This is a genomic window from Runella aurantiaca, assembly GCF_003339505.1.
GTDB classification, from domain to species: Bacteria; Bacteroidota; Bacteroidia; order Cytophagales; family Spirosomataceae; genus Runella; species Runella aurantiaca.
Window position 1 is genome coordinate 96,722 of sequence record NZ_QPIW01000007.1, and the last position, 22,152, is coordinate 118,873.

At 43.2% G+C, this 22,152-nt stretch carries 20 protein-coding genes; 8 read left to right on the forward strand and 12 right to left on the reverse strand.

Annotated features, from left to right (window positions below; genetic code table 11):
• Positions 1–28 precede the first annotated feature (28 nt).
• From DVG78_RS10825 to DVG78_RS10835, 3 genes are all read right to left on the reverse strand, one after another.
• Positions 29–1,036 carry a glycosyltransferase gene (locus DVG78_RS10825; protein WP_229598197.1) on the reverse strand — a complete coding sequence of 336 codons (1,008 nt, stop codon included), beginning with the start codon at positions 1,034–1,036 and terminating at the stop codon, positions 29–31.
• Between the two features lie 146 nt (positions 1,037–1,182).
• On the reverse strand, positions 1,183–1,809 hold the full coding sequence (locus tag DVG78_RS10830; protein WP_114461096.1) for a response regulator: 627 nt from the start codon (positions 1,807–1,809) through the stop codon (positions 1,183–1,185).
• The gene (locus tag DVG78_RS10835) at positions 1,766–3,733 is read right to left on the reverse strand and encodes a tetratricopeptide repeat-containing sensor histidine kinase (RefSeq protein WP_114461097.1); all 1,968 of its coding nucleotides are present in this window, start codon (positions 3,731–3,733) and stop codon (positions 1,766–1,768) included. The genes DVG78_RS10830 and DVG78_RS10835 overlap by 44 nt, the downstream gene beginning before the upstream one ends.
• Positions 3,734–3,957: 224 nt before the next feature.
• On the opposite strand from DVG78_RS10835, the gene DVG78_RS10840 reads away from it, so the two are divergent.
• Together DVG78_RS10840 and DVG78_RS10845 are read left to right on the forward strand one after the other, a co-directional pair.
• The gene (locus DVG78_RS10840; protein ID WP_158550004.1) at positions 3,958–4,299 is read left to right on the forward strand and encodes a LytTR family transcriptional regulator DNA-binding domain-containing protein; all 342 of its coding nucleotides are present in this window, start codon (positions 3,958–3,960) and stop codon (positions 4,297–4,299) included.
• A gap of 10 nt (positions 4,300–4,309) precedes the next feature.
• On the forward strand, positions 4,310–5,956 hold the full coding sequence (locus DVG78_RS10845; RefSeq protein WP_114461099.1) for a LamG domain-containing protein: 1,647 nt from the start codon (positions 4,310–4,312) through the stop codon (positions 5,954–5,956).
• A 172-nt stretch (positions 5,957–6,128) separates the two neighbouring features.
• Here the strand turns inward: DVG78_RS10845 and DVG78_RS10850 are convergent, their stop codons facing one another.
• Together DVG78_RS10850 and DVG78_RS10855 are read right to left on the reverse strand one after the other, a co-directional pair.
• Positions 6,129–6,392 (reverse strand): hypothetical protein, encoded by a 264-nt coding sequence (locus DVG78_RS10850; RefSeq protein WP_147277047.1) that lies wholly within the window; start codon positions 6,390–6,392, stop codon positions 6,129–6,131.
• Positions 6,320–7,321, reverse strand: a complete 1,002-nt coding sequence (locus tag DVG78_RS10855; RefSeq protein WP_114461101.1) for a lysylphosphatidylglycerol synthase domain-containing protein — start codon at positions 7,319–7,321, stop codon at positions 6,320–6,322. The genes DVG78_RS10850 and DVG78_RS10855 overlap by 73 nt, the downstream gene beginning before the upstream one ends.
• Between DVG78_RS10855 and ruvC the strand changes: the two genes are divergently transcribed.
• On the forward strand, positions 7,320–7,910 hold the full coding sequence (gene ruvC / locus DVG78_RS10860; RefSeq protein ID WP_114065373.1) for a crossover junction endodeoxyribonuclease RuvC: 591 nt from the start codon (positions 7,320–7,322) through the stop codon (positions 7,908–7,910). The two genes, DVG78_RS10855 and ruvC, sit on opposite strands and share 2 nt — an antisense overlap.
• Before the next feature lie 157 nt (positions 7,911–8,067).
• On the forward strand, positions 8,068–9,078 hold the full coding sequence (locus DVG78_RS10865) for a WD40/YVTN/BNR-like repeat-containing protein (protein WP_147277048.1): 1,011 nt from the start codon (positions 8,068–8,070) through the stop codon (positions 9,076–9,078).
• Here the strand turns inward: DVG78_RS10865 and DVG78_RS10870 are convergent.
• On the reverse strand, positions 9,062–10,477 hold the full coding sequence (locus DVG78_RS10870) for a prenyltransferase/squalene oxidase repeat-containing protein (RefSeq protein WP_114461103.1): 1,416 nt from the start codon (positions 10,475–10,477) through the stop codon (positions 9,062–9,064). The two genes, DVG78_RS10865 and DVG78_RS10870, sit on opposite strands and share 17 nt — an antisense overlap.
• A 397-nt stretch (positions 10,478–10,874) precedes the next feature.
• Here DVG78_RS10870 and gldJ point away from each other — a divergent pair, with 397 nt between their 5' ends.
• The gene (gene gldJ, locus DVG78_RS10875; RefSeq protein WP_114461104.1) at positions 10,875–12,182 is read left to right on the forward strand and encodes a gliding motility lipoprotein GldJ; all 1,308 of its coding nucleotides are present in this window, start codon (positions 10,875–10,877) and stop codon (positions 12,180–12,182) included.
• A gap of 74 nt (positions 12,183–12,256) precedes the next feature.
• Here gldJ and DVG78_RS10880 read toward each other — a convergent pair whose 3' ends face one another.
• Both DVG78_RS10880 and DVG78_RS10885 read right to left on the reverse strand, forming a co-directional pair.
• Entirely contained in the window at positions 12,257–12,964 is a 708-nt protein-coding gene (locus DVG78_RS10880; protein ID WP_114461105.1) for a ComF family protein, read from the reverse strand.
• Between the two features lie 32 nt (positions 12,965–12,996).
• Positions 12,997–13,824, reverse strand: a complete 828-nt coding sequence (locus DVG78_RS10885; RefSeq protein WP_114461106.1) for a phytanoyl-CoA dioxygenase family protein — start codon at positions 13,822–13,824, stop codon at positions 12,997–12,999.
• Positions 13,825–13,995: 171 nt separating this feature from the next.
• Between DVG78_RS10885 and DVG78_RS10890 the strand changes: the two genes are divergently transcribed.
• Positions 13,996–14,871, forward strand: a complete 876-nt coding sequence (locus tag DVG78_RS10890; protein ID WP_114461107.1) for an AraC family transcriptional regulator — start codon at positions 13,996–13,998, stop codon at positions 14,869–14,871.
• Between the two features lie 100 nt (positions 14,872–14,971).
• Here DVG78_RS10890 and arsN2 read toward each other — a convergent pair whose 3' ends face one another.
• Together arsN2 and DVG78_RS10900 are read right to left on the reverse strand one after the other, a co-directional pair.
• Positions 14,972–16,324: an arsenic resistance N-acetyltransferase ArsN2 gene (gene arsN2, locus DVG78_RS30630; RefSeq protein WP_147277049.1), complete on the reverse strand. Its 1,353-nt coding sequence runs from the start codon at positions 16,322–16,324 to the stop codon at positions 14,972–14,974.
• Between the two features lie 50 nt (positions 16,325–16,374).
• Positions 16,375–16,701, reverse strand: coding sequence for an ArsR/SmtB family transcription factor (locus DVG78_RS10900; RefSeq protein WP_114461109.1), 327 nt, complete (start codon positions 16,699–16,701; stop codon positions 16,375–16,377).
• Positions 16,702–16,937: 236 nt separating this feature from the next.
• On the opposite strand from DVG78_RS10900, the gene DVG78_RS10905 reads away from it, so the two are divergent.
• The gene (locus DVG78_RS10905) at positions 16,938–17,432 is read left to right on the forward strand and encodes a C40 family peptidase (protein ID WP_114461110.1); all 495 of its coding nucleotides are present in this window, start codon (positions 16,938–16,940) and stop codon (positions 17,430–17,432) included.
• On the opposite strand, the gene DVG78_RS10910 is transcribed toward DVG78_RS10905, so the two are convergent.
• Complete coding sequence (locus DVG78_RS10910) at positions 17,429–18,574, reverse strand: methionine aminotransferase (RefSeq protein ID WP_114461111.1); 1,146 nt, start codon at positions 18,572–18,574, stop codon at positions 17,429–17,431. The two genes, DVG78_RS10905 and DVG78_RS10910, sit on opposite strands and share 4 nt — an antisense overlap.
• A gap of 155 nt (positions 18,575–18,729) precedes the next feature.
• Between DVG78_RS10910 and DVG78_RS10915 the strand changes: the two genes are divergently transcribed.
• Entirely contained in the window at positions 18,730–19,557 is an 828-nt protein-coding gene (locus DVG78_RS10915; protein ID WP_114461112.1) for a TerC family protein, read from the forward strand.
• A gap of 93 nt (positions 19,558–19,650) precedes the next feature.
• Here the strand turns inward: DVG78_RS10915 and DVG78_RS10920 are convergent, their stop codons facing one another.
• Positions 19,651–22,080, reverse strand: a complete 2,430-nt coding sequence (locus DVG78_RS10920; protein WP_114461113.1) for a TonB-dependent receptor — start codon at positions 22,078–22,080, stop codon at positions 19,651–19,653.
• Between the last annotated feature and the right edge of the window lie 72 nt (positions 22,081–22,152).

A 22,152-nucleotide genomic window follows, 5' to 3' on the forward strand; every position in this document is an offset into this window, starting at 1 on the left:
AGTGAGTTTTGTCCGTCAACTGTACTTTTTAACGCAATCTCCTCCCCTTCCACTCATACTCTTTCTGTTGGGCAGCCAGTCCAAAAAACAACACATAAAAAGGATAAAAAAGTTGCACTAAAGGAATATACCAAACTAAGATACGTTTCTTCAAGAAACTGATAATCAAACCCAAAAATAGAAATTCAGGAAGAAATTTAAGAATTAAAATTGTATTCATTCCAAAATTCCTCATTTCTTCTCCCAATGCTTTGGCCACCAACACAATCGTCAAAGCATTGACAACAAACACAAAAACGGCCACAATCATCGTTGCGGGCCTGCGATTTACGGCCCATTTTCCCGCCCAGCGAATCCGTTGGCGATAAAACGCCCGCCAATTTTCCTGCGGTTGAGTACGAACAATGGCCGCTTCATTTTTCAAAAAATACGCACTTCCAGGATACCGTTGATGGATTTTTTGGAGTAAAAACTCATCATCTCCCGACGCTATCTGGTCCACCCCTTCATACCCCCCAACTTCGTCAAATGCCGCCCGTTGGTACGCAAGATTAGCTCCGTTGCACATCGTTGGATGCCCTGCTTCTAGCAAACAGGCACCCGTACCTATCAAGCTGGCAAATTCAATGGTCTGAAAAATATCAAAACTATTTTTTTCATCCAAAAACGTTACAGGGCCACTGATAAACTTGGCGTTGGTTTGCAGATAGGTCTGAACAATCGTTTCCAACCACTTCGCTCCCACCCGACAGTCACCGTCTGTAGTGACAATCAATTGGCCAGAGGCTACTTTCAATGCCGCAGTTATCGCCCGTTTCTTGGGTGACTTTACCGCAACATCATTTAAAGAAATAAGCTTTAAATCAAAGAATTGGCCTTCTTCAAACGCCCGAACAATCGCTTCAGTGGCGTCGGAGGAAGCATCATTTACGACGACTACTTCAATATGTCGCTTATCCAACGTCTGTTGCTGCAAGTCATTCAACAATACGCCAATGTTCCGTTCTTCGTTGCGTACAGGAATAATGACTGACAATTTAAAATCGTTTGGGACGGGGATTGAATCAGAAGGTCGTTGCGGAATACGTATCCATTGCGCACAGAGCCAAAGGCACGCCACAGCATACAGAAAAAAAATAATAAAGGCGGCATATATCATGCGGCGAAATTACAAAAAACTGGTCATTCCAAGTCTCGCATAAGATTAATCAACTCGGCAAGGCTGTTGACGCCCAATTTAAGATAAATATTTTTCCGGTAGCTTTTGACAGTTTCGTAGCCCACTCCCATCTCTTGGGCAATGGTTTCGGCTTTTTTGCCCGCTATCAATTTCTCAGCAACTTCTCGCTCACGTTTTGTCAATAGCAATTGATTGGTAAAGGCGTCGTCATTTATGATTACTTTTTTATGAAGCTTTGGGTCGAAAAATTTTTGTCCAGACAGCACTTTTTCAATGGCTTCAAGCAACAATTGCGACGGTGAATCCTTCAATACATAGCCTTCAATATTTAACGCTATGGCCGACTCCACTACGTGAGCCTGATTGTACATTGTCACGACGATGATTTTAATATCAGGATAATCTTTTCGCAGTTTGCTAGCAATTTCAATACCGTTTAATTTGGGCAAATTGATGTCAAGTAACAATAAATCAGGCATATTTTTTTGAACCGAAAAAAGCAACGAATTGCCATCAAAGACCTGTTGTACAGAGTGAAAAGAAGAACGGAGTAAACCCGCAATGGCATCATTAAACAATCGGTGATCATCCGCGATCAGAATTTGTGTGGAGTTGGCTGGGAGCGTCATAGGGTACTTCCAAAATAATCGTTGTTCCCTGCTCGCTGCTGTCGGTATGCAGGCGGGCGTGGAGGTAATTAACTCTGGAAAATACGTTCTTTAGCCCAATACCCCAACTCTTCTCTCGATTTTTTTCAAGGGTATCTCCAACCCCATCATCTTCCACAGTGATGGTCAGTATATCTTCATGAAAAAAAAACTGCACCGAGGCAGTTTTTGCCTGAGCATGTTTTTGAATATTATGAATCAATTCGGACAATATTCGGTAAATATTGAGTTCTTTCTCCAACGACAGGCGCCGTTCGGTACCAAATATCAGACACCTAAACTGTGGTTTTTCATTCTCATTGAGTTGTACAATTCGCTCCTGAATCAACAATACCAAGCCTACTTTTTCCAAATCTGGCGGCATCAGGTTGTGCGAAATCTGACGAATTTGATCTCCCGCTTTTGCAGATATCTTCAAGGTATCTACAATTCCGTGCTTTATTTGACTGATTGACTCAGCCCCTACCAATTGAGAGAGTTTGGCATTGACGGTTGCAATAGTGCCGCCTAAATCGTCATGTAAATCTGCTGCGATACGCTGTTGTTCAGAATCTTGAGTTTGAATAATTTGTTGGGATAACTTCTGATTCTGTTCTGACAATTCAAACTTTGCCTGAACCATTGCTCTTTTAAAATTTATCGAACGAAAGACAAGTACTAAGATTAGAAAAATAGACACAAATAAAATGACAATTGCAATATTTGTATTTCTTTGCTCTTCTATCTCTTTTTCCAAAGACAATTTTCTAAGGTCTTCAATCTCATTATTCTTTTTTTCTAATTGGTAGAGTGACTCAATTTTTTTAAATTCATTGCTAAGGTTTTCAGTTTTTAATTTCTCTCTCGTTTCTTGCCACTTCTCAAAGTAGTACAATCCTTTTTTATAATTCAAAAGTCCTTTGTATATTTCATAAAGATGTTTGTAATGAGTAGCATAATCATTTTGATTCCTTTCAGGCAATATTTTCGTGTATAACTGTTCGAACTCAAGCGCCTTATTAAACATATTTTTTTTAATAAAAAAACTACTATACTCTAATAAAACAGCATGATGTACATAATTTGCGTAGCCCCCAAAATCAGGATTATTAACTCCGTAAAATTTATAAAAGAAACGAACAGCCTCTTTTTCATTTCCCAGATGTAAATAACAAATTCCAAGATTTGCATAATTGGTTCCTTCGCTATAATATCCTAAGTTAATATCGCCATGTTTTTTAAACATAGGAATTTGTTTTTCAAAATAAACCAATGCTTTTTTATAATCACCCTGCATCGAATAAATATCTCCTATATGGGCATTTGCTTTATGTATAACTTCCCATATTTTATATTTTTCACCAATTGTAATGGCTTTTTCGAGACAATGTATTGCTTTGATTATTTCTTCTGGTGTTTTTATTTCCCTGTAAACAAGTTTTTCAGCCAAAGCAATAAGTATCCAAGCCTGTTGGTAAGGAATTGACAATCTTTCATACCCTTTTTGAATATCTAATAAAAGCGCATAAGCAGAATCAACTTTTCCCCCAAAAGCAAGTTTCTGAGATTTATATTTCATGGAAAAATAAATACCTTCCTCCCATTTGTTCCTATTGGCAATTTTAAAAAGCGAATCTGTTAAAATAGACTGTTTTGCAAGCATAGGCTTCAAAACAGTATTTAATTGAGACCATTGAACATAAAAAGTATCTAATTTTCTAAATAAAATTGTATCTCTCTGAAAAGATGGAGGTTGACCGTACAATTGTTTTAAATCCTTTTCCAATCTCTTTATTAATACCCCACGTTCATTTTTGGAGAGGAATATTTTGTGCTGGGTAAAAGCTTTTCCTGTACTAAAAAGGATAAGACAACACAGAAAAGCGCACATGCTGTTTAACTTCATCTTACATTCTGGTTATATCTCACGGAATAAATTATTCAAAATTAAGTCTCAATTTATTTTAATTCATCCCCCTTCAGGGGGATTTACAAAGGTTATCAATGCTATTTATATTTGTACATAATTATCTGTAAAAGATTCACCAAATGAAGCAATATACTTATTTACTACTACAATTAAACATATTTTTTTACAATAATCTCGCTTTACATAAACACCTTTGCCTTATGAACTTGATTATAATTCCATTTCACTCTTACACACATTGTTTGCCTTTTTCCTGGAATGAGATACAGCGCATTGAAGGTGATGGTAACTACACACGGTTTATCCTTTCCAATGGTGAAAGGCCTCTGTTTGCCAAAAATATCGGACTTTATGCCCCTTACATCCCTAAAGAGTTTATACGTATCCGTAAAGGCTGCATTGTCAATCAGCATTTTATTACAGCATTCAACCCAGGAACCAAAACAATTTTACTGGCCGACCAAACCATTGTCAAAGCATCCCGAAGAAAATGGAAAGACCTTACCCAAAACTATCACATATTTCTGGCAACTTTATCTTAATTCGTTCCCTATGAAAAGTTTTAAAATTCAATCTGTCATTTTGCTTTTTATCGCACAGGCAGATGCCACAAACGACCTTAAAATCAGCACTTTAAAAAAAACAATACTCACTTTTTTTCTATGTGGCTATGTCTTTCTAGGGATGGCTCAATTACCTACTAACGGTCTTATTGCTTCTTATTCCTTTAACGGAAATGCCAATGATGAATCAGGCAATGGGAATAACGGAACAGTTTATGGAGCAACGCTCGTAGCCAATCGCTTCGGGCAGGCAGATAAAGCCTATTATTTTGACGGAGTCTCCAATTACATCAACTGTGGCAATAATTCGGCGTTGGCTCCCACCTCAGGCCAGCCCATGTCTGTTTCGGTTTGGGTAAAACCTTCTTTCATAACCGTTGATCCTTATACACGCGTTATTTGTAGTAAAGGGGTAGCGTATCAACCAAGTAACGCTAATTTTTATGGAGGAATCAACTACACACAACCCACTAAATTTGTATTCAAGCAAAACAATGCCATCAATCACACCATCACTTCTGGGGAATATAATTTAGACCAATGGTATCATTTGGTCATGGTGTTTCAGGAAGGAGCCAACAATTCTAAATTGTACATTAACGGTCAATTAGTACAGGAGGCGACGGTATCTTACAATGCCAATGTTTCGGCTGCCCCTTTCATAATCGGTAATATTCCTCAACTTGACGCCTCGGACCCCTTTTTCTTTAAAGGCGTGATTGATGATTTGGCAGTGTATAACCGACCGCTTTTACCGGCTGAAGTATCTACCATTTACAATAACTCGGTTAGCGGAAGTAGCATCATTGCTAATTTCCCCTTCAATGGCGATACCAATGATGCTTCGGGAAACGGGGTTAATCCTACCAATGCCGTGAATGTTGCTTATGGAACAGACCGATTTGGTGTTGCAGGCAAATCGTTGTATTTAAATAACCCGACCAATGCCGCAGCCACCTCCTATGTAGAGTTTTCGCCCGTCAACTTTTCGTTTGCCAGTGCTTTTAGCTTCTCAGTTTGGTTTTATAACGAATGGGGCTTTTATAATCCACGAATCCTTGAAATAGGGGTAGATGGGTGCGGCTTAAACTTCGGTTTAAATTCAAATCAAAGAATGTATTTCTACCACAAATGCCAGGGTGGCCCAGATACAACCAATATGCTTACCAACCAATGGTACCATGCTGTGGGTACGTACGACGGTACCGGCACTTTAAAACTCTACCTCAATGGCAAATTGGTCCAGACCTTCAGCAATGTAACGGGCAATGCCGTTTACAATACAAATTTCAATGTGGGCAGAAAACCCACGCCTGTTTATGATGGATTTAAAGGGAAGATTGATGACCTTACGTTTTATAGCAAAGAGCTTACGGCCTCTGAAGTAGCGGGCATTTACGGATATGTGCCTTCTACCGCCAACTACGTAGAGTTCGGCATCAATAACACCCACGACCCAAACGCTATTTTTGAGGCTACCTCTCCCAACAAAGGCGTTCTTTTACCCCGCCTCGATTTTAACGACCGTCCTACCACTAACCTTATCAGCGGGCTGTTAATCTATGTCATTGCCAATGGCCCGCAGGGAAACAATTGTTTTTATTATTGGAACGGCACAAGCTGGGTTAAACTCTAAGGCCTACCAGATATGAAAAGATATCTATCTCCTTTTTAGTATTCTGTATGCAGTAATTATTGCTGACCCTTCTCATGCTCAAGCACTTGTGAAAGTATGGGATAAAACCTTTGGAAGTAGTGGTTCTGATATTTTTTTTACCCTAGTTTCCACCGCAGATATAGGCTATTTACTAGGAGGTCATTTTTTTACAAACAATAAAACAGAGAATAGAAAAGGAGATGACGATTACAAACAGCACTTGTACTGCAAATTGTACGCTTACTGCTGGCAGCATCATGGCTCCATCCAATGCCTGCCCTGCGGGCAGTGTGATTGAATACAGCACTAATAACGGTACATCTTGGTCTAAGACTTTAACCATCACTCCCGCCACCACTTCATCTTCAACATCCAAAATGCCCCCACCAGTACTGGAAGCAAAATATTGATGCACCACAGCGTCAGGGTTACGGCCACCACGCGGGCGGGGGCAATGTTATAAAAGCTAAAAAAGTACAATGAGGATGCTTCTCGAATGCCCAAATCGCCCAAGAAATTGAGAGCAGGAATAAGGGTTTTGGCAAAAAATACCAGAAAAATGCACGCAAGGGCCGTCAAAATGGGCAGCGAAACGTCAAAAATCGAAAGCAACAAACCAAACTGAAGGGTAAATACCCCATAACGAAGTACCGCCCAACGAAAAGCCCGACGAATTTCAACCAAATCGTATTGAGCAATTACGTCAACGTAGGGTTCAACCCACCGAAACCATTTGAAACGCTCCAAGTAACGCTCCGCACTTTTACGTGTGATAATCAACCAAATACCAAAAACCAGGGTAGCCGTTAATGTCCCTAGCAGCGTTAGCTGCGGCCAGTTTTGTAGCGTAGCATGCTGGCCTATGAAAAATCCCCAGCCAAGTGTTCCAAAAAATAATGATGCATAAAATTGCAGACCGTTGGAAAGCAGCGCCGCGCCTACCCCCGTCAGGCGCTGATGACTTTGAAGCGACAGCACCCGCCCTGCGGCATCACCTACGTTGTTGGGCATGATAAACCCTAGCGCCAATCCTGACAGAACCCCTTTCAGGGATTGCAGAAAACTGATGTTCTCAATCTTTTGGGCCAACAATTGCCACTTTCTGCTTTCGCAGGCCCAATTGAGCGGGGTCAACAAAATCACCAAGGCCAATTCTGCAAAATGATTGGTGGTGAGCCGCTCCCTCAGTAATTGAAGGACATCCTGTAAGCTTTGGCCTTTTTCCTGAATTGTCACGTACAGGTAAGAAAGCATGGCACCCAAAAGCAGCCATTTGAAAACCCATCCGATTTTTTTGAGAGAATACCGCCGAGAAAACCACGAAGGGGTGTTACTTTGCATCATGCAACAAAACCTATCAAATCAGCCAACTGAAAAAATCATTTTGGGCGTCGACCCTGGCACCCGCATTGCGGGCTACGCAATCATCCGTATCATCGAACACCGCATTGAATTGTTACAATACGGCGTGTTAAAACTTGACAAATATAACAGCCACGAACTGAAACTGAAGAAAATCTTTGAACGCATCACGCAGCTAATCGAAGAGTTTTTGCCCGACGAAATGGCCATTGAAGACCCTTTTTACGGAAAAAACCCCCAATCCATGCTTAAACTCGGTCGCGCACAGGGGGTTGCGATGGCCGCCGCCCTCAATCGCAGCATTCCGATTGTGGAATATTCGCCCAAAACCGTAAAAATGTCGGTCACAGGTAGCGGTAGTGCCTCCAAAGAGCAGGTGGCTTATATGCTCGAAAGCATTCTCAAACAAAAATTGGAAGCCCAATACCTAGATGCTACCGACGCCGTGGCCATTGCCATCTGTCATCACTACCACGCCAACGCGCTTCCCTCGGCTGCTTCTAAAAAGAAAGGTGCAAAAAAAGGTGGCTGGTCGGCGTTTGTCAGCGAAAACCCCAACCGAATCAAATAATGGAAGCGGGAAATAAGGCAAAAAACCTCATTTCCTTTTAATAAATAGTGGTAAAACCCCGCGAAGTTGTCTTCCTGTAAGTTTGTAAAGAAAGGTCTCTTGACTATTTTTGCAAAATAAGTCTATAAACTCGAACCCTTAGAAAATCTCGTCATTGTTGAAATTTACCGCCAAAATAACGCTCGTCTATGCCCTTTTTATCGCTTTTTGCAGCGCCCAAGCGCAGGAAGTACGTATTCAGGTGTTACAACAAGGCAAAACGTTTAAAGACTCTTCTTTTTATGATATAGTTCCCGTAGGCAATCGCTTCTGGATTGGGGGCAAGTATGGCACATTAAAGTCTAGTGATTCTCTCGGAAATCTAACGGATGTTTCCTACCCAAACCTTCACGTTGATATTTATAAAATTGACCGTTTTGATGCTCAAAATTTAATTGCCTGTGCCGACCAAGGCGTTATTTATAAGCACAATCTTCTGGCCAAGACCTGGGAGGTCATCAAGGTAAAAGGGTACGAAAAAGCCTGTTTTTACAACATGGCGGTGGTAAATGACTCCACGGCTTTTGTATGCGGAGGAAATACCGCCATTGCCCATTCTCAAAAAACCATCCCTTTAGGTTTTATTTTAAAGTCCACCGACCGTGGTCGCACGTGGCGAAAAGTGTACAGCAATGCGTTCAAAATGGTTTGGTGCGTCAAATATAACCCTCATAATCAACAGGTTTATGCGCTCATGTACACCCCCAACCGCACCCACCTGTACGCACTCGAAAATGACCGCTGGCAACGAAAACAAAAAATAGGGAACAGTATATTTCACGAAATACAGTTTGAAAATGCCACTGATTTTGTAGCAATGGGAGGCTGGATTGGCAAGAAAGGGCGCATTTATCGCAATACTCAAAAAAAGGTTATCAACGATGCGGGCTTAATTTGGGGACGGGTTTCCAACCACAAATACGACCTCTATACCGCCTGTGACGGACAAATCGTGGTGGACAATAAAACGGGGAATTATAAGCGATTCGGCATAAAGCTCAACGACCAATTTAGTATATATGAAGCCATTTTCACTTCCGACCATACTGCGTTGGCCATCGGAAGTGCGCAAACGCTTCTACACATCACCGTTGTTGATTCTGATTTGACGGCTAGTCACGCCCAGTGATTGATTGACTGAGATTTTCCTGCATGATGTATTTTTGCAATGCCTGCGCCACCAGCGCCGTTGTGTAAGCATCTGATGTAAAATAAAGCACATTGCGCACCACCGTCCCACCAGAAAAGTAAACACCCCCTTCCCAAAACACCTTATTGTCAACACATTGCCGTTGACTACGCAAAAAATTTACGGCCCTATTCAATGAAGATTGGGGAACATTTAATCCCATGTTTTTGAAATTCAGCAAGGCCAACAACGCATAAGTCGTAGACTGTAACTCGTCGCCATGATTGACCCGACTCCGACTGCGATAGCTTCCTGCCTGCCGTTGCGATTCCGTCAAATGCTGAAGCATCAAGCGCGCAGTGGGGAGCAGGGCGGTATCTCCCGCCGCCAAAGCCCGCGAAACGGCATAATGAAAATGATACCGATTGGGATAATAGTGCCCTGCCCGACTCCAACGTTTTCTGACGGCCTGATGATAAATAAAACGATGAGCGCCCGTTGTACCTTTGCTCAAAGCTAACTCACCTTTTTGGGCCAAATATGTCAGCACATTGGCATTTACGACGGCGTCAACGTCATTGGTTCCGTAGGGGAGATAAGGGAGATACGGCTTTGGATAACAAATACTTTGTTTCAAATAAAATATCTGATTGTGGCCGAAGGTTTTGACAATGCTCCACTTTTTAAAAGCAACCTCCTGCCCTAGCCAAGTCATGTACGCTCCCGAATGTGCACAGCCGTTAAATAAATAATTATACCAATGCCGATTTTTTCGGAGCGTGTCAAGATAGGTATCAAATAATTGAAACGGTGCCAATCGACGTTCCGACGTATTACTGAAATCAACTAACGAGTCAATAGCAGCCAGCTGACTTGTTTCTTCTCCAAAAATTTGACGATGATATAAACCCGCCAAATTTCCCGATGCAGTATCGTCGGCATCATTTTCGACATTGGCCGCATTATTTATGTAGCGCGACCTAAGTTTGAAATGCGTAGGACGCCGCACCCACGGCACAGGGCTAGGTTGGAGGCCTTTCTGCAAATCCCGATTGGGAGGTAGTAGCTTCCAAAAATTGTACCGTTGCTCCGTGGCATAACTTTGAATCTCATGAAACGAAGCGCGCAACATCGGCAGGATTTGTGTCAAAGAAGTGTCGGTTAAGTACATCTCTGACAATAAGTTGTAAATACCCGACGTTGTAAAGCTGTTGGAATCACGGTACTTTTGTCGCGTGCCCAGCATGACAAAACGTTTATGCATTTGCATGTAAGCGGGCCATTCTCCAGCGTACGTTTTTCCCTCAATGGTTTCTTTACACTGTGCATCCGCTAAAAATTGAAGTGCCCCTTTCAAATCATATTGAAGCGTATCAAATGAAATTTTTGACTGGGCCATTGTTTGTAAAGACGTAAAAAGTAGCCAAAACAAGCAAACCCATCTCCAAACCCATTGCGTAAGGAGAAAAGAGCTTAGGTTCAGGCGCTCCAATTTGTGCAACTGTTCAGAACACCCTTTGATAATATTTATTGAAAATCTCATCAGAACGGACAATAGACCCAATTTTATGTTCGTTATTAGACCGGTAAATTAAACGGATTAATCCTTAGGTATAATCAAAAAATCGGGGTTATTTAAGTTTGGCAAAGTTATTGATACAGAACAAATCAATAGAATTTTAGTTGTATTTTGGGCAATAATCGTATTTTTGCCCGATTCTTTACCAAGAAAGAGTATCACTTGTAGCACAATAACGAGCAACGAATATCAAATAACGATTAACTATTTAATCTAAATGGTCAAATTCAGTATGAAAGCGGCGATTTGGGTACTAGCAGCCACGGTGCTGTTTAGTGCTTGTAAGTCAAAACACCCTTCCAGCCTTAATCCAGGCAAAAAAAGTACGGCTACAAACTCCGACTTTGCCTCTAAGAATGGAAAGAAAAGTAAAAAGAAGAAAGGTGCGGCAGATTCGCAGGAATCAGACGGTTTTGTGGTATTACCTTACAAGTCACAAGTTGTAGGACCCAACCTTGTCTTTATTGAAGGCGGTCGTTTTACGATGGGGGCGTTGGAAGAAGATGTGATGAGTACGCACGACAACCGCGAGCGTACTGTGAGTGTGCAGTCATTTTACATGGACGAAACAGAAATTGCCAATTTGCACTATTTGGAGTATTTGCACTATACCCAACGCGATTCGTCGGCAGAAGTATATGCAAAAGCGTTGCCTGATACCACAGTTTGGTACGACCCATTGTCGTTCAATGACTCATACGTAACCTATTATTTCCGTCACCCAGGCTTCCGTATGTACCCTGTAGTAGGGATTTCATGGATTCAAGCCAACGATTATTCTACATGGCGGACCAATTTTGTGAACAGCAACTTGGCTAAACAAGCCAACGGCAAAAGCAAGAAAGGCTCTCCTATCAAGCGTAGCAAGAAAAAAGGACAGGCTGCCGCCGAGTCAGAGGCTTTGATGGCAAGTTCGCCTTCGGCACGACCTGCGGTAGAAAGCGGCTATGTATTGCCTGATTATCGCCTACCAACGGAAGCAGAATGGGAATATGCCTCCAAAGCCATGATTGGTACGCAGTATGCCGATGAAAACCAATCCAATCAGCGGATTTACCCTTGGGATGGCTCATCATTGCGCAATCCTCGCGGCAAAAACAAAGGTCAAATGTTGGCCAACTTTAAACGGGCGCGCGGTGACTACGCGGGTATTGCTGGTAAATCAAACGATGGTGCCATCATTACCGAAGAAATTTACAAGTATCCGCCAAATGATTTTGGTTTGTACAACATGGCTGGAAACGTAAACGAGTGGGTGTATGACGTCTATCGTCCACTTTCGTACATGGACTTCAAAGATTTGAACCCACTGCGTCGCGATGGTTTTCTGGATGACGAAAAACGCTACGATGCCAAAAACAGCAACTCTGTCGTAAATGATAAGTTGCGGGTTTACAAAGGCGGTTCTTGGAATGACGTAGCCTATTGGCTTTCACCAGGTACGCGTCGCTTCTTGTCGCAGGATTCATCTACCGCAACCATCGGTTTCCGTTGCGCAATGATTTCAACGGGAAGAAATAAATAAGCATTCCGTTTTTTGAAATAGAAAGAGGGGCGATTGCAGATGCAGTCGCCCCTCTTTTATTGGGTTATTTTCTCCTAATACGCCGCCGCTATCGTTATGACCGAGACTTCCTTAGCCCCGTTTCGCCGCAATTCAATAATGGCCGATTCCAACGTTGAACCCGTCGTTACGATATCATCAACCAAGGCAATGCGTCGGTTCTGGATTTTTTCGGGCTGCGTGATTTCAAAAATGCCCGACACATTCTCAAATCGTTCGATGCGGGTTTTATGCGTTTGAGTCTCCGTGAATTTGCCCCGTTTCAGAATTTCATCCGACCACGGAATTCCTAAACTTTCAGAAAGACCTGCTGCAAATTGGTCGCTTTGATTATAGCCCCGCTGGGATAATTTTCGGGGATGAAGCGGAATCGGAATCACCCAATCAAAAGAATGACCCTCTCCGGCCTGCAAAAGTTCATACCCGTAGATTTGCCCCAACACCTTTCCTACTTCTGGGCGTTTGCCGTATTTTAGTTGATGAAGCATACGCTGTACTCCGCCTCCTTTTTCAAACTTTAAAAAGGAGTAAACATTTTCCACGGGTACCTTCCCAGCAAATTTTTCCGCTAGAGCGGGAATCTTCACCAAATGCGACTGCGTACGAGGTAGATTTGCCCGACATTTAGTACAAATACACTCCTCATTCCCCACCAACTGAGCCTTACAAGAGCTACAAAGATTTGGATAAAACAAATCAAGTACATCGCGCCAGAAAAGGGCAAATTGCAGTTTTGGGGGCATTTTTTGGGGTTATTATTAGTCAATTCTACTTTTTAACGACTGAATAAAATCGGATTCAGCGGACTATCGGGGACACCTCCCACGGGCGCCGACGCCAGCCATGTTTCCCAATCGGCAGTTTGATAGCTGTTTCGGGGTTGCATCACACGTTGGTCTTTGTCCATGTATATCATCGTCATTACTTTACGGGCAATTGTAGAGACATTGGGTCCTGCGCGATGAAACAACCAACCTGCGTGATAACTCACTTCTCCCAACTCAAACGGACCTTCGTTGAGATTAAATTGCGTCAGACTTTGAGACATCAAAGCTTCACTTTCGTCACTAATTTCAAGGTCACGCCCAATCTCAACGGCTTGGCTTTTTTCGGCAAACGCCAACGGGCCCATTTCCATCGGTGTAGCCTGCAAAGGAATCCAGACGGTTACGGTCTTAGGTGAAGCCAACGGCCAATAAAACTGGTCGGCGTGCCAAGGCGTAATTCCTCCCGTTGGTTCTTTGTAGAGGGCTTGGTCGTGGTATAAACGAACCCCGTCCACCTCCATCAAGTCGGCGGCAATTTGGGCGAGGCGCTTCGAAAACACAAATTCCTTGGCCGTTTCGTCTTCCCGCCAAAGGTTCATGATTTGCAGAAAGGCGCGTTCATACGTGGTGCGCTCCTCCATCGGTTTGGTCAATTTATTAAGTTTAAAGACCAGATCAGTAATAATGTCCCCGTAATACGAAAGGACTTCGGGACTCAACACATTTTTGAGTTTGACGTAGCCAAATTCCTGATAAAATGCAATGGCCTCGGGCGAAACTGAGTAAGGAGTATTTAGTTCTTCCTTCAAAACTGTGGTACCAATTGTTGCGAGCATAAGTATAGATGGTTAGCTGAACTGTTGATACAAAATAACAGAATTTTTAAAATGAGAAAATACGCTTTTTTGATTACAATATATGGTATATTAACTTAAAATAGATTATATAATAACAAACAAGGCAAATATTTGATATTTTTCAAATTACATCCCTAACCACTTGAAGCGATGAAACCACAACTTGAAAAGCTAAGCATCGAAGGTTCTTTTTCTTACTTGGCGCGTGGTTTCAAAATGGCGTTTTTCGACGCACCATGGCATTACCATCCCGAATGTGAACTTACTTTTATTGTAAAAAGCCACGGACAGCGGTTTGTGGGGGATCATATAGGGCCATTTTACGAAGGAGATTTGGTTTTGTTGGGGTCAAACCTCCCCCATTTTTGGCGAAATGATGAGGCCTTTTATCAATCCAATCCCGCGCTGTGGGCAGAATCGGTGGTGATACAGTTCCCGCAAAGTCTGGTTTATGATTTCATCGAAAAAGTACCCGAATTTAAGTCTATTCAAGAATTAATGAAACGGTCGGCGCGGGGCATTAGGTTTAGTAGCGAAACGACCCAGCAAATAGAAAACGATATTCTCCAACTGCCGCATTTGCCCGAAGGTGTCCGCTTTATTTCATTTTTGGGCATTCTTTTGGCTTTAGCGAAGGACAATTCTGCCGAAACATTGGCCAGTACCGCCTACCAAATCGCACCCGACGACGCAGACACCGAGCGTATGAAACGCATCATTGAGTTTACATTGAGGCATTTTCAGGAAGAAATTCGGCTAGAAATCGTGGCCGAAACGGCGCACATGACCGTTCCTGCATTTTGTCGGTATTTCAAAAAAAGAACGCAGAAAACGTATGTTGAATTTCTAAATAGTTTTCGCATCAGTCACGCCAGAAAGCTTCTCGGCAATTCTGATCTTAGTGTAGCGCAGGTTGGGTTAGAGTGCGGCTTTCGAAATTTATCTAACTTTCATCAAATTTTTAAACGTCACACGGGCATTTCTCCGCTCCAGTATAAAAATGAACAGAAAAAACGAATCCGCTAAAAACGATAAATCAGCGTCAATTGCATCTTATTCGGTAAAAATAAGAACACGATTAACGCTGATTTGTATTAAGGCATTTTCAAAACCACTCTACCTTAGACTAGCAGCAACCCGAATTGGGTGTACAACAAGCAGAAACTTGCTCCAAGTCAGACAACTTGATTTTAGGTTTTTCAATGCTTTTTTTCATTACTACTGCCGAACTCGGACATAAACTACTGAACTGTTGGGATTGCGTTATTTCGGCGGGCACGTTTTCACGTTCTACACGCTCATAGCCTTGTTTTTCAAAATAACCATCCGCCGTGGTGGTTATAAGATACAAGTCTTTCACTCCTTTCAGCCTCACTTGTTTGCTCAAATCATTCACCAAACGGCCCCCAATTTTATAGTTACGAAAGTCTTCCTGTACCGCAACTGAGCGCAGCAATCCGACCGTACCATTGACTTCTACTCCAGCTGAGCCGACTAATTTTTCATTGGCGAAGGCCAATAGAAAATCGGGCAATTTCGCGTTTAGGTCTTCAGTAGGCAATCCAACCGATTTCAGAAGCGAAACAACAGATTCATAATCAGCTGGCTGCGCCAAACGAATTTCTATTTCCACCGCGTCTGACGGTTTGGAACCGTCCGACGCGGTTGGTTTTTCGGCATAAACCGTAATACTGTAAATTCCAGTGCCACTTGTTCGGAAAGAGGCGATTTCTTCAGGCAACAAAAATGTACTTAAAATTGAATCCGGCAGAAAAATCTCGCGGTCTTTTTGCAACGTGATGTTTGTAAAACCTGCTTGCTCAATCAGACCAAGATAAGACTCCTTTTGTATGGCCCCCGATACACAGCCCGCGTACATTTCGGCGGCCTGCTGCAAGCCCGCAGGCAGCTGACCAACCAATACAATATCCGAAATACTAAAATGTCCGTTGGGTTTTAAAACACGGTAAATTTCGTTGAACACATTGGCTTTATTGGGCACTAAATTCAGTACGCAATTGCTCACAATCACATCCGCAACCGAATCATTAACAGGCATTTGTTCAATATCACCTTGACGAAATTCCACGTTATTGAATCCCAATTTTTCGGCATTGGCACGGGCCTTGGTGAGCATTGCTTCCGTAAAATCAATCCCGATTACTTTGCCTTCGGGACCCGTTTCGGCGCGCGCTACAAAGGCGTCATTGCCTGCTCCGCTACCTAAGTCAATGACCGTATCACCAGGTTTGATTTGTGCAAATTTTGTGGGCAAACCGCAGCCTAATCCCAAGTCGGCATCGGCTACGTACCCACCCAGCTTGGAATAATCTTCGGCCATGATACCGATAAAATCTTCGTCGGGGCCGCAGGTAGGGCCGCAACCACAGCAGGAAGCAGCGTTTTGGTCTTTTGATTGGTTGGCTACTTCCGTGTATTTTTCACGGACAATTTCTTTAAGTGACTGTTCTGTGTTCATAAGTATTTGATTTTCTATTGTAATATTACGATATATAAGGGTAAAAAATTTTAACAGCAACCTACTTTCGAAAAAAGAGCAAATACGCCACCAAATGCTTCTTCGGCCTCTTCCCACACTTGTTCGTTGATACAGTAACAAACGCGCGGTGGGTCAATGCTTCCCTGAATAATACCAATACGTTTGAGCTCTTTCAAATGCTGCGATACAGTGGCCTGAGAAAGGGGAAGTTCATCTACTAAATCTCCACACACGCAGGCCTTTCTTTGGGCTAACAGCCGCAAAATGGCAACCCGTGCGGGGTGCGCAAAGGCTTTGGCTAAATCGGCCATCCGGTTATCTGCCTCACTGAATACTTCACTTTTGGAAAGTCCCATAATAGTTGTCACATATTTTGCATCGCAATATTACGATGATATATTTTATAAAACAAATATTAAGCTCATTTTTCACTCACCATCAAGGAGTTAAGCCAAGAATCAGAAGCAAATAAAAATTGGACAACTTGGCATTAATTGGAGATTTATATCAACAAAATTGGATTTTGCCAAATTTTTTACTTTACTTGGCATAATCTTTGTTTTAAACAAGGTCAATCCGTTCCTCAGAACTTATGATAAAAAAAATAATTTTGTTACTGGTACTCTCCAGTTTTGGCCAAACTATTGTTGCCCAAACGGCCAAAAAGGACACCACGCAAAAAGCTTCGATGTCGGCTGAGTTGCTTAGTTTTGCCAAAAAGCACTTGTCACTGCGCTACCGCTCAGGAGGTACTTCCAAAAAAGGATTTGATTGTTCAGGATTTGTCCGCTATTGTTTTTCTCAATTTGGTTTTACCTTGCCGCATTCTAGCGCCGCCCAGATTTCTCACGGCACCGAGGTTGACATTGACCAAGCCAAAGCAGGAGATTTAATTTTTTTCAAAGGCCATAATTCAAGCAGCCAACGCGTAGGGCACGTCGGCATGATTGTGGAAGTGGGCACCAACTACGTCAAATTCATTCATTCGGCCTGGAAAGGCGGCGTACGCTACGATTTTCTGAATGCCGATTATTACAAGAAACGATTTGTAGGGATTAGGCGCGTAATTCATGAGTCAAATCGCTAGGCGGGAAATACCTTCACTAATCGCTCCACGGCTCGCTCAAGCGTTTCTTCTTTTTTGGCAAAACAAAAGCGCACAACGCCGTTGTCGGTCGCTTCTTGATAAAAAGCCGATACCGGAATACAAGCCACTTTGTGCTCTTTGGTCAACCAAATGGAAAAATCTTTGTCTGATTTTTCGGACAGATGATCAAAATAATAAAGCTGAAAATAACTGCCGTAACTTGGCAAGGGTTTAAAACGGGTTTGTTCCATGAGTTTGGCGAAATAATTGCGCTTGCCCTCATAAAAACCCGCAATGCTTCGGTATTCTGCCGAATCTTTGAGGTGCTCCGCCAATCCTACCTGCGCGGGCGTAAAACACGAAAAACAATTGAATTGGTGGATTTTACGAAATTCTACGGTAAAAGCGGGCGGCGCTACACAATAACCCATTTTCCAACCTGTGCAATGGTACGCTTTCCCAAACGAAAAACACACAAATGCCCGTTGGCGTAAATCTTCGTAGCGCAACATACTCCGATGCGGCTCCCCGTCATAAATCAAATGCTCGTAGACTTCATCCGACATAATCAGCAAATCGTATTCCTGAACAATCTGACGTAATTGTTCAATATCATCATCACGCAGAATGCTCCCCGTGGGATTGTGGGGCGTATTGAGCGCAATCATACGCGTGCGGGGCGTGATGCGCGCCCGCACTTCGTCCCAATTGATACGGTAAGTCGGAAAATCGAGGGAAATTCGAACGGCAACAGCTCCGTTGACTTCAATATTTGGGATATAACTATCGTATGCGGGTTCAAACACAATGACCTCATCGCCAGGGCGTAATACGGCCGTAAAGGCGGTATAAATCGCGTAAGTACCGCCAGGGGTGATGGTGATTTCGGTGTCGGGATTAACCGAAACTCCGTGCAAATCATGAATTTTGGCGGCGATACTTTCCCGTAGCGGCATCCAGCCCGCCATGGGCGAATACTGGTTGAACCCTTTCTGCATGGCCTCGCTTGTGAGGCGCACGAGTGCTTCGGGCATATCAAAATCAGGAAAACCCTGCGAAAGATTGATGGCTTTATGCTCAGTGGCCAACGCCGACATGACCGTAAAAATCGTCGTACCGACGTTGGGAAGTTTTGACTCCATTTTTAGACCTTCTGTGTAGTGTTAGGTAATTTCGTGTAAAAATATTGTATTCATGTTTAAAAATCGCCCATTTTTGCATTTCTATTGCTTTATTTGTTGTTAGTATTGCCATTATTAGCAACCTTTTCATTTATCGCTCATTTATTCATTCAACGATGGAATCATTATTTACGGCTGAAGCACTCATCAGTTTATTAACCCTGACGTTTTTAGAAATCGTTTTAGGTATTGACAACATTATCTTTATTTCCATTGCGGCCAACAAACTTTCCCGCAAAGACCAACCCAAAGCCCGCAATATAGGCTTGATTCTCGCCATGGTTTTTCGGGTCAGTTTACTTTTTGGAATTTCGTTTATTATTTCACTTTCTGAACCTTTTACCCACGTAGATGCAGGATGGTTTAAGGCCGCATTTTCGGGGCAAAGTGTTATCTTAGTGATTGGAGGAATCTTCCTGCTTTATAAAAGTACGTCAGAGATTCACCACAAACTGGAAGGAGCCAATGATGAAGTACAAAAGCCAAAAGGTAGTGCCAGCAACAAACTTACCAACGTAGTGTTGCAAATCGCCCTTATCAATGTTGTGTTTTCGATTGACTCCATTTTGACGGCCATCGGTCTCACCAACAATATTCCCGTTATGATTGTAGCCGTAATCATCTCGGTCATCATCATGATGCTTTTCTCAGGTCCCGTCGGTGACTTTGTCAACCGTCACCCATCCGTTCAAATGCTCGGGCTGGCCTTCTTGATTGCCATAGGATTTATGCTCATTGCCGAGGGCGCACACTTGGCCGAAGTTTCTATCTTTAACTCCGAAGTGGGTTCTGTCCCTAAAGGCTACCTATATTTTGCCATTGCGTTCTCGCTTTTGGTCGAAGTGCTCAACATCAATATGCGCAAAAGCGCCCAGCCCGTCAAATTGCACGATTATAAGTCGCAAGCTGAGCGCGAAGGTATATTGGGTAAACAGGAGGAATAATTCAATCCACTTTCCTGCAAAAAATCAAAAAAGGCTAATCCGATGATTAGCCTTTTTTGATTGAATTGTTCCTCCCACCAGAATACGGTTTTCTCAAAAATTAATCCGATAAAAGAACACGGGTAAAAAGCCCAGTTGGTACTCCTGCTTTACGTAAGGAGCCTGCGGTACATAGCTCAGACTCAGCAGATTCTGAATCCCGAGCACGTTGACCAAATCAACGGCGATGGTATGCGTAAGACGGTTACGGTTTATTTTATATTCTGTTTTGATGTCGAAGCGATTGTAAGGACTGAATTGCAGCGAGTTGCGGGTCGCATCGGCATAAATCACTTCCTGACTTTGGCGCGAAGCCGTAATATCTGCCGGACCGTACCAACGCCCGCCAGTGGCGGTATATTTGGCACCGATGTTCAACGATTTACGTTTTTTGAAGGTAAATTCTTTAGAAAACAACGCATTGAAAGCGTATTTTCCGTTGAAATCAGTATTTCGCCAAACCCCGTCTGACCCTTGGTATTTGGCGTCAAAAATGGAAGCTGTCACCAGAAAATAATAGTTGTTGCTGAAAAACTTCTCCAGCGTCAGCTCTACGCCGTAGTTGCGCCCTTTGCCCGCATTTTGGAGGGGATTTGGAAAAAATCGTGAGAATCCCGCACCACTGTTTAGGATAGAAAATGACGATTTTTGAATTTCTACGGGCACATCATACAAACGCTGATAATAGACTTCAGCCAACAATCGCAGGTTTTCGGCCAACATTTTACTGTATCCTGCCACAAAATGCCAGCTTTTCATCAAACCCACGTTTTTGGCGGGAAAAGCATTGTCCGCACCGGTATTTGCGGGATTATAAAAGTACAAATAGGTTGGTAATCCTTGACTGTGAAGGCCCGTTGCAAACGTAATCTTCTGACGATTAGGCAATTCCCACGAAAGTCCCGCCCGTGGTTCAATCGGAGAATAACTGTTTTTATTGATAGAACTGTAAAAACTGCTCAATCCGACGTTCAACGCAACATTTTGGGTCAGGTAATGTTTGAACTGAATGTAAGGCTGCAACTGAATAAAACCTTCGGCATCGGCGTTCCAACGTCGGCGCCAAGGTGTCAGTTGATTGGTGGTTTCATTTAAGTTTCGAACATCATCAAAGGCCGTAAAACGTATCATATCGGCATTCACTCCCACTTTCAGCGTGCTCTTAGCCCCCCATTTCTTGTTCAGGGCCGTGGCCAATGAATACTTGGTATCCGAAAATTTATAGTCCAGAATTGGTCGCAGCGAATCAATCACGTATTTTTGGTTCTGCACGAGCGGATTGCCAGCGGCGTCTTTCTGGAGGAATAGAAAATCGTGGTTGGCATCCTGTATATTGTTGGAAACCGCCAGCGTTGCCTTAAAAAACGTGCTTTTATTCAGCGGTTGGTTATACGTAATTCCACCCAGCGCCATCTTGGACGTAAAATACTGGTCACGGTCGTTTTGGCCAAAAATATTACGGTCGCTTACTTCCTGCTCACTCACTAAAATATCAATAGTACTCGTGCCGCCAATCCCCCACAAGGCCACATTCCCGCCGTTTTTGAGCGGAAAATTAAATCGGGCAAAACCGTCAGCGTACGACGGCACTGCCTGCGTACCGATGTCGATGCCTGCTTTGTTGAACAGCCAAAGGTTGGCGTAGCGCCCCGTGACCAAATAGGACGATTTCGATTTTTTGGAAAGAGGGCCTTCGGCGGTGGCTTCGGTTCCCAAAAAACCAAACTGAGCGCCAAATTCGTGTTTTTCATTGTTTCCGTTTCGTAATTTCAGGTCAAAAACCCCCGCGGTGGTGTTGCCAAATTCGGCGGGGAAAGCGCCCGTAAAAAAGTCTGAATTAGCCAGATATTTATTGTTGATAATACTCACCGGCCCACCCGACGTACCCGAAATAGCAAAGTGGTTGGGATTGGGAATGCTGACGCCTTCGAGTCGCCACAACACGCCAGAAGGGGAGTTTCCACGAATCACAATGTCATTGCGCGAATCATCGGCTCCCTGAACCCCCGCAAAATTAGAGGCCATCCGCGCGGGTTCTCCCCTGCTTCCCGCGTAGCGCTCGGTTTCCTCCACCGAAAACTGCCGCGCACTGACCATTGCCATTTCGTTGGCCGCTTCACCGCTTCGTTTGACTTTCACCACCACGGTATTGAGTTCGGTAATCGCCTCCTCCATTTCAAGGTTAAGCACCGTTTCGCGGCCCGCTTCCACCACAATGTTGTTAAGCAAAATTTCTTTGTACCCAACCAGCGTGAAGCGCAACGTTTGCCGACCAACGGCCACATTGGCCACCCGAAAAGCGCCATCTATATCAGTAACAGTTCCCACAGGTTGCGCGGCGTTGTTCATCAAAAGCGCCGTTACACCTATCAACGGAAACTTTGATTCTTTGTCCACAATTTTTCCACGAATCGTTTGGGTAGGCTGGGCAAAACCAACAAGTGAAATGATTGAGCATGTAAAGAGTAAAAGAAGATTTTTCATAAATAATGGTTTAGAGGTATCGCAAGAAGATTTTTAAACCACGCGAAGCCGCAAAAGAAGCAAAGAATTTCT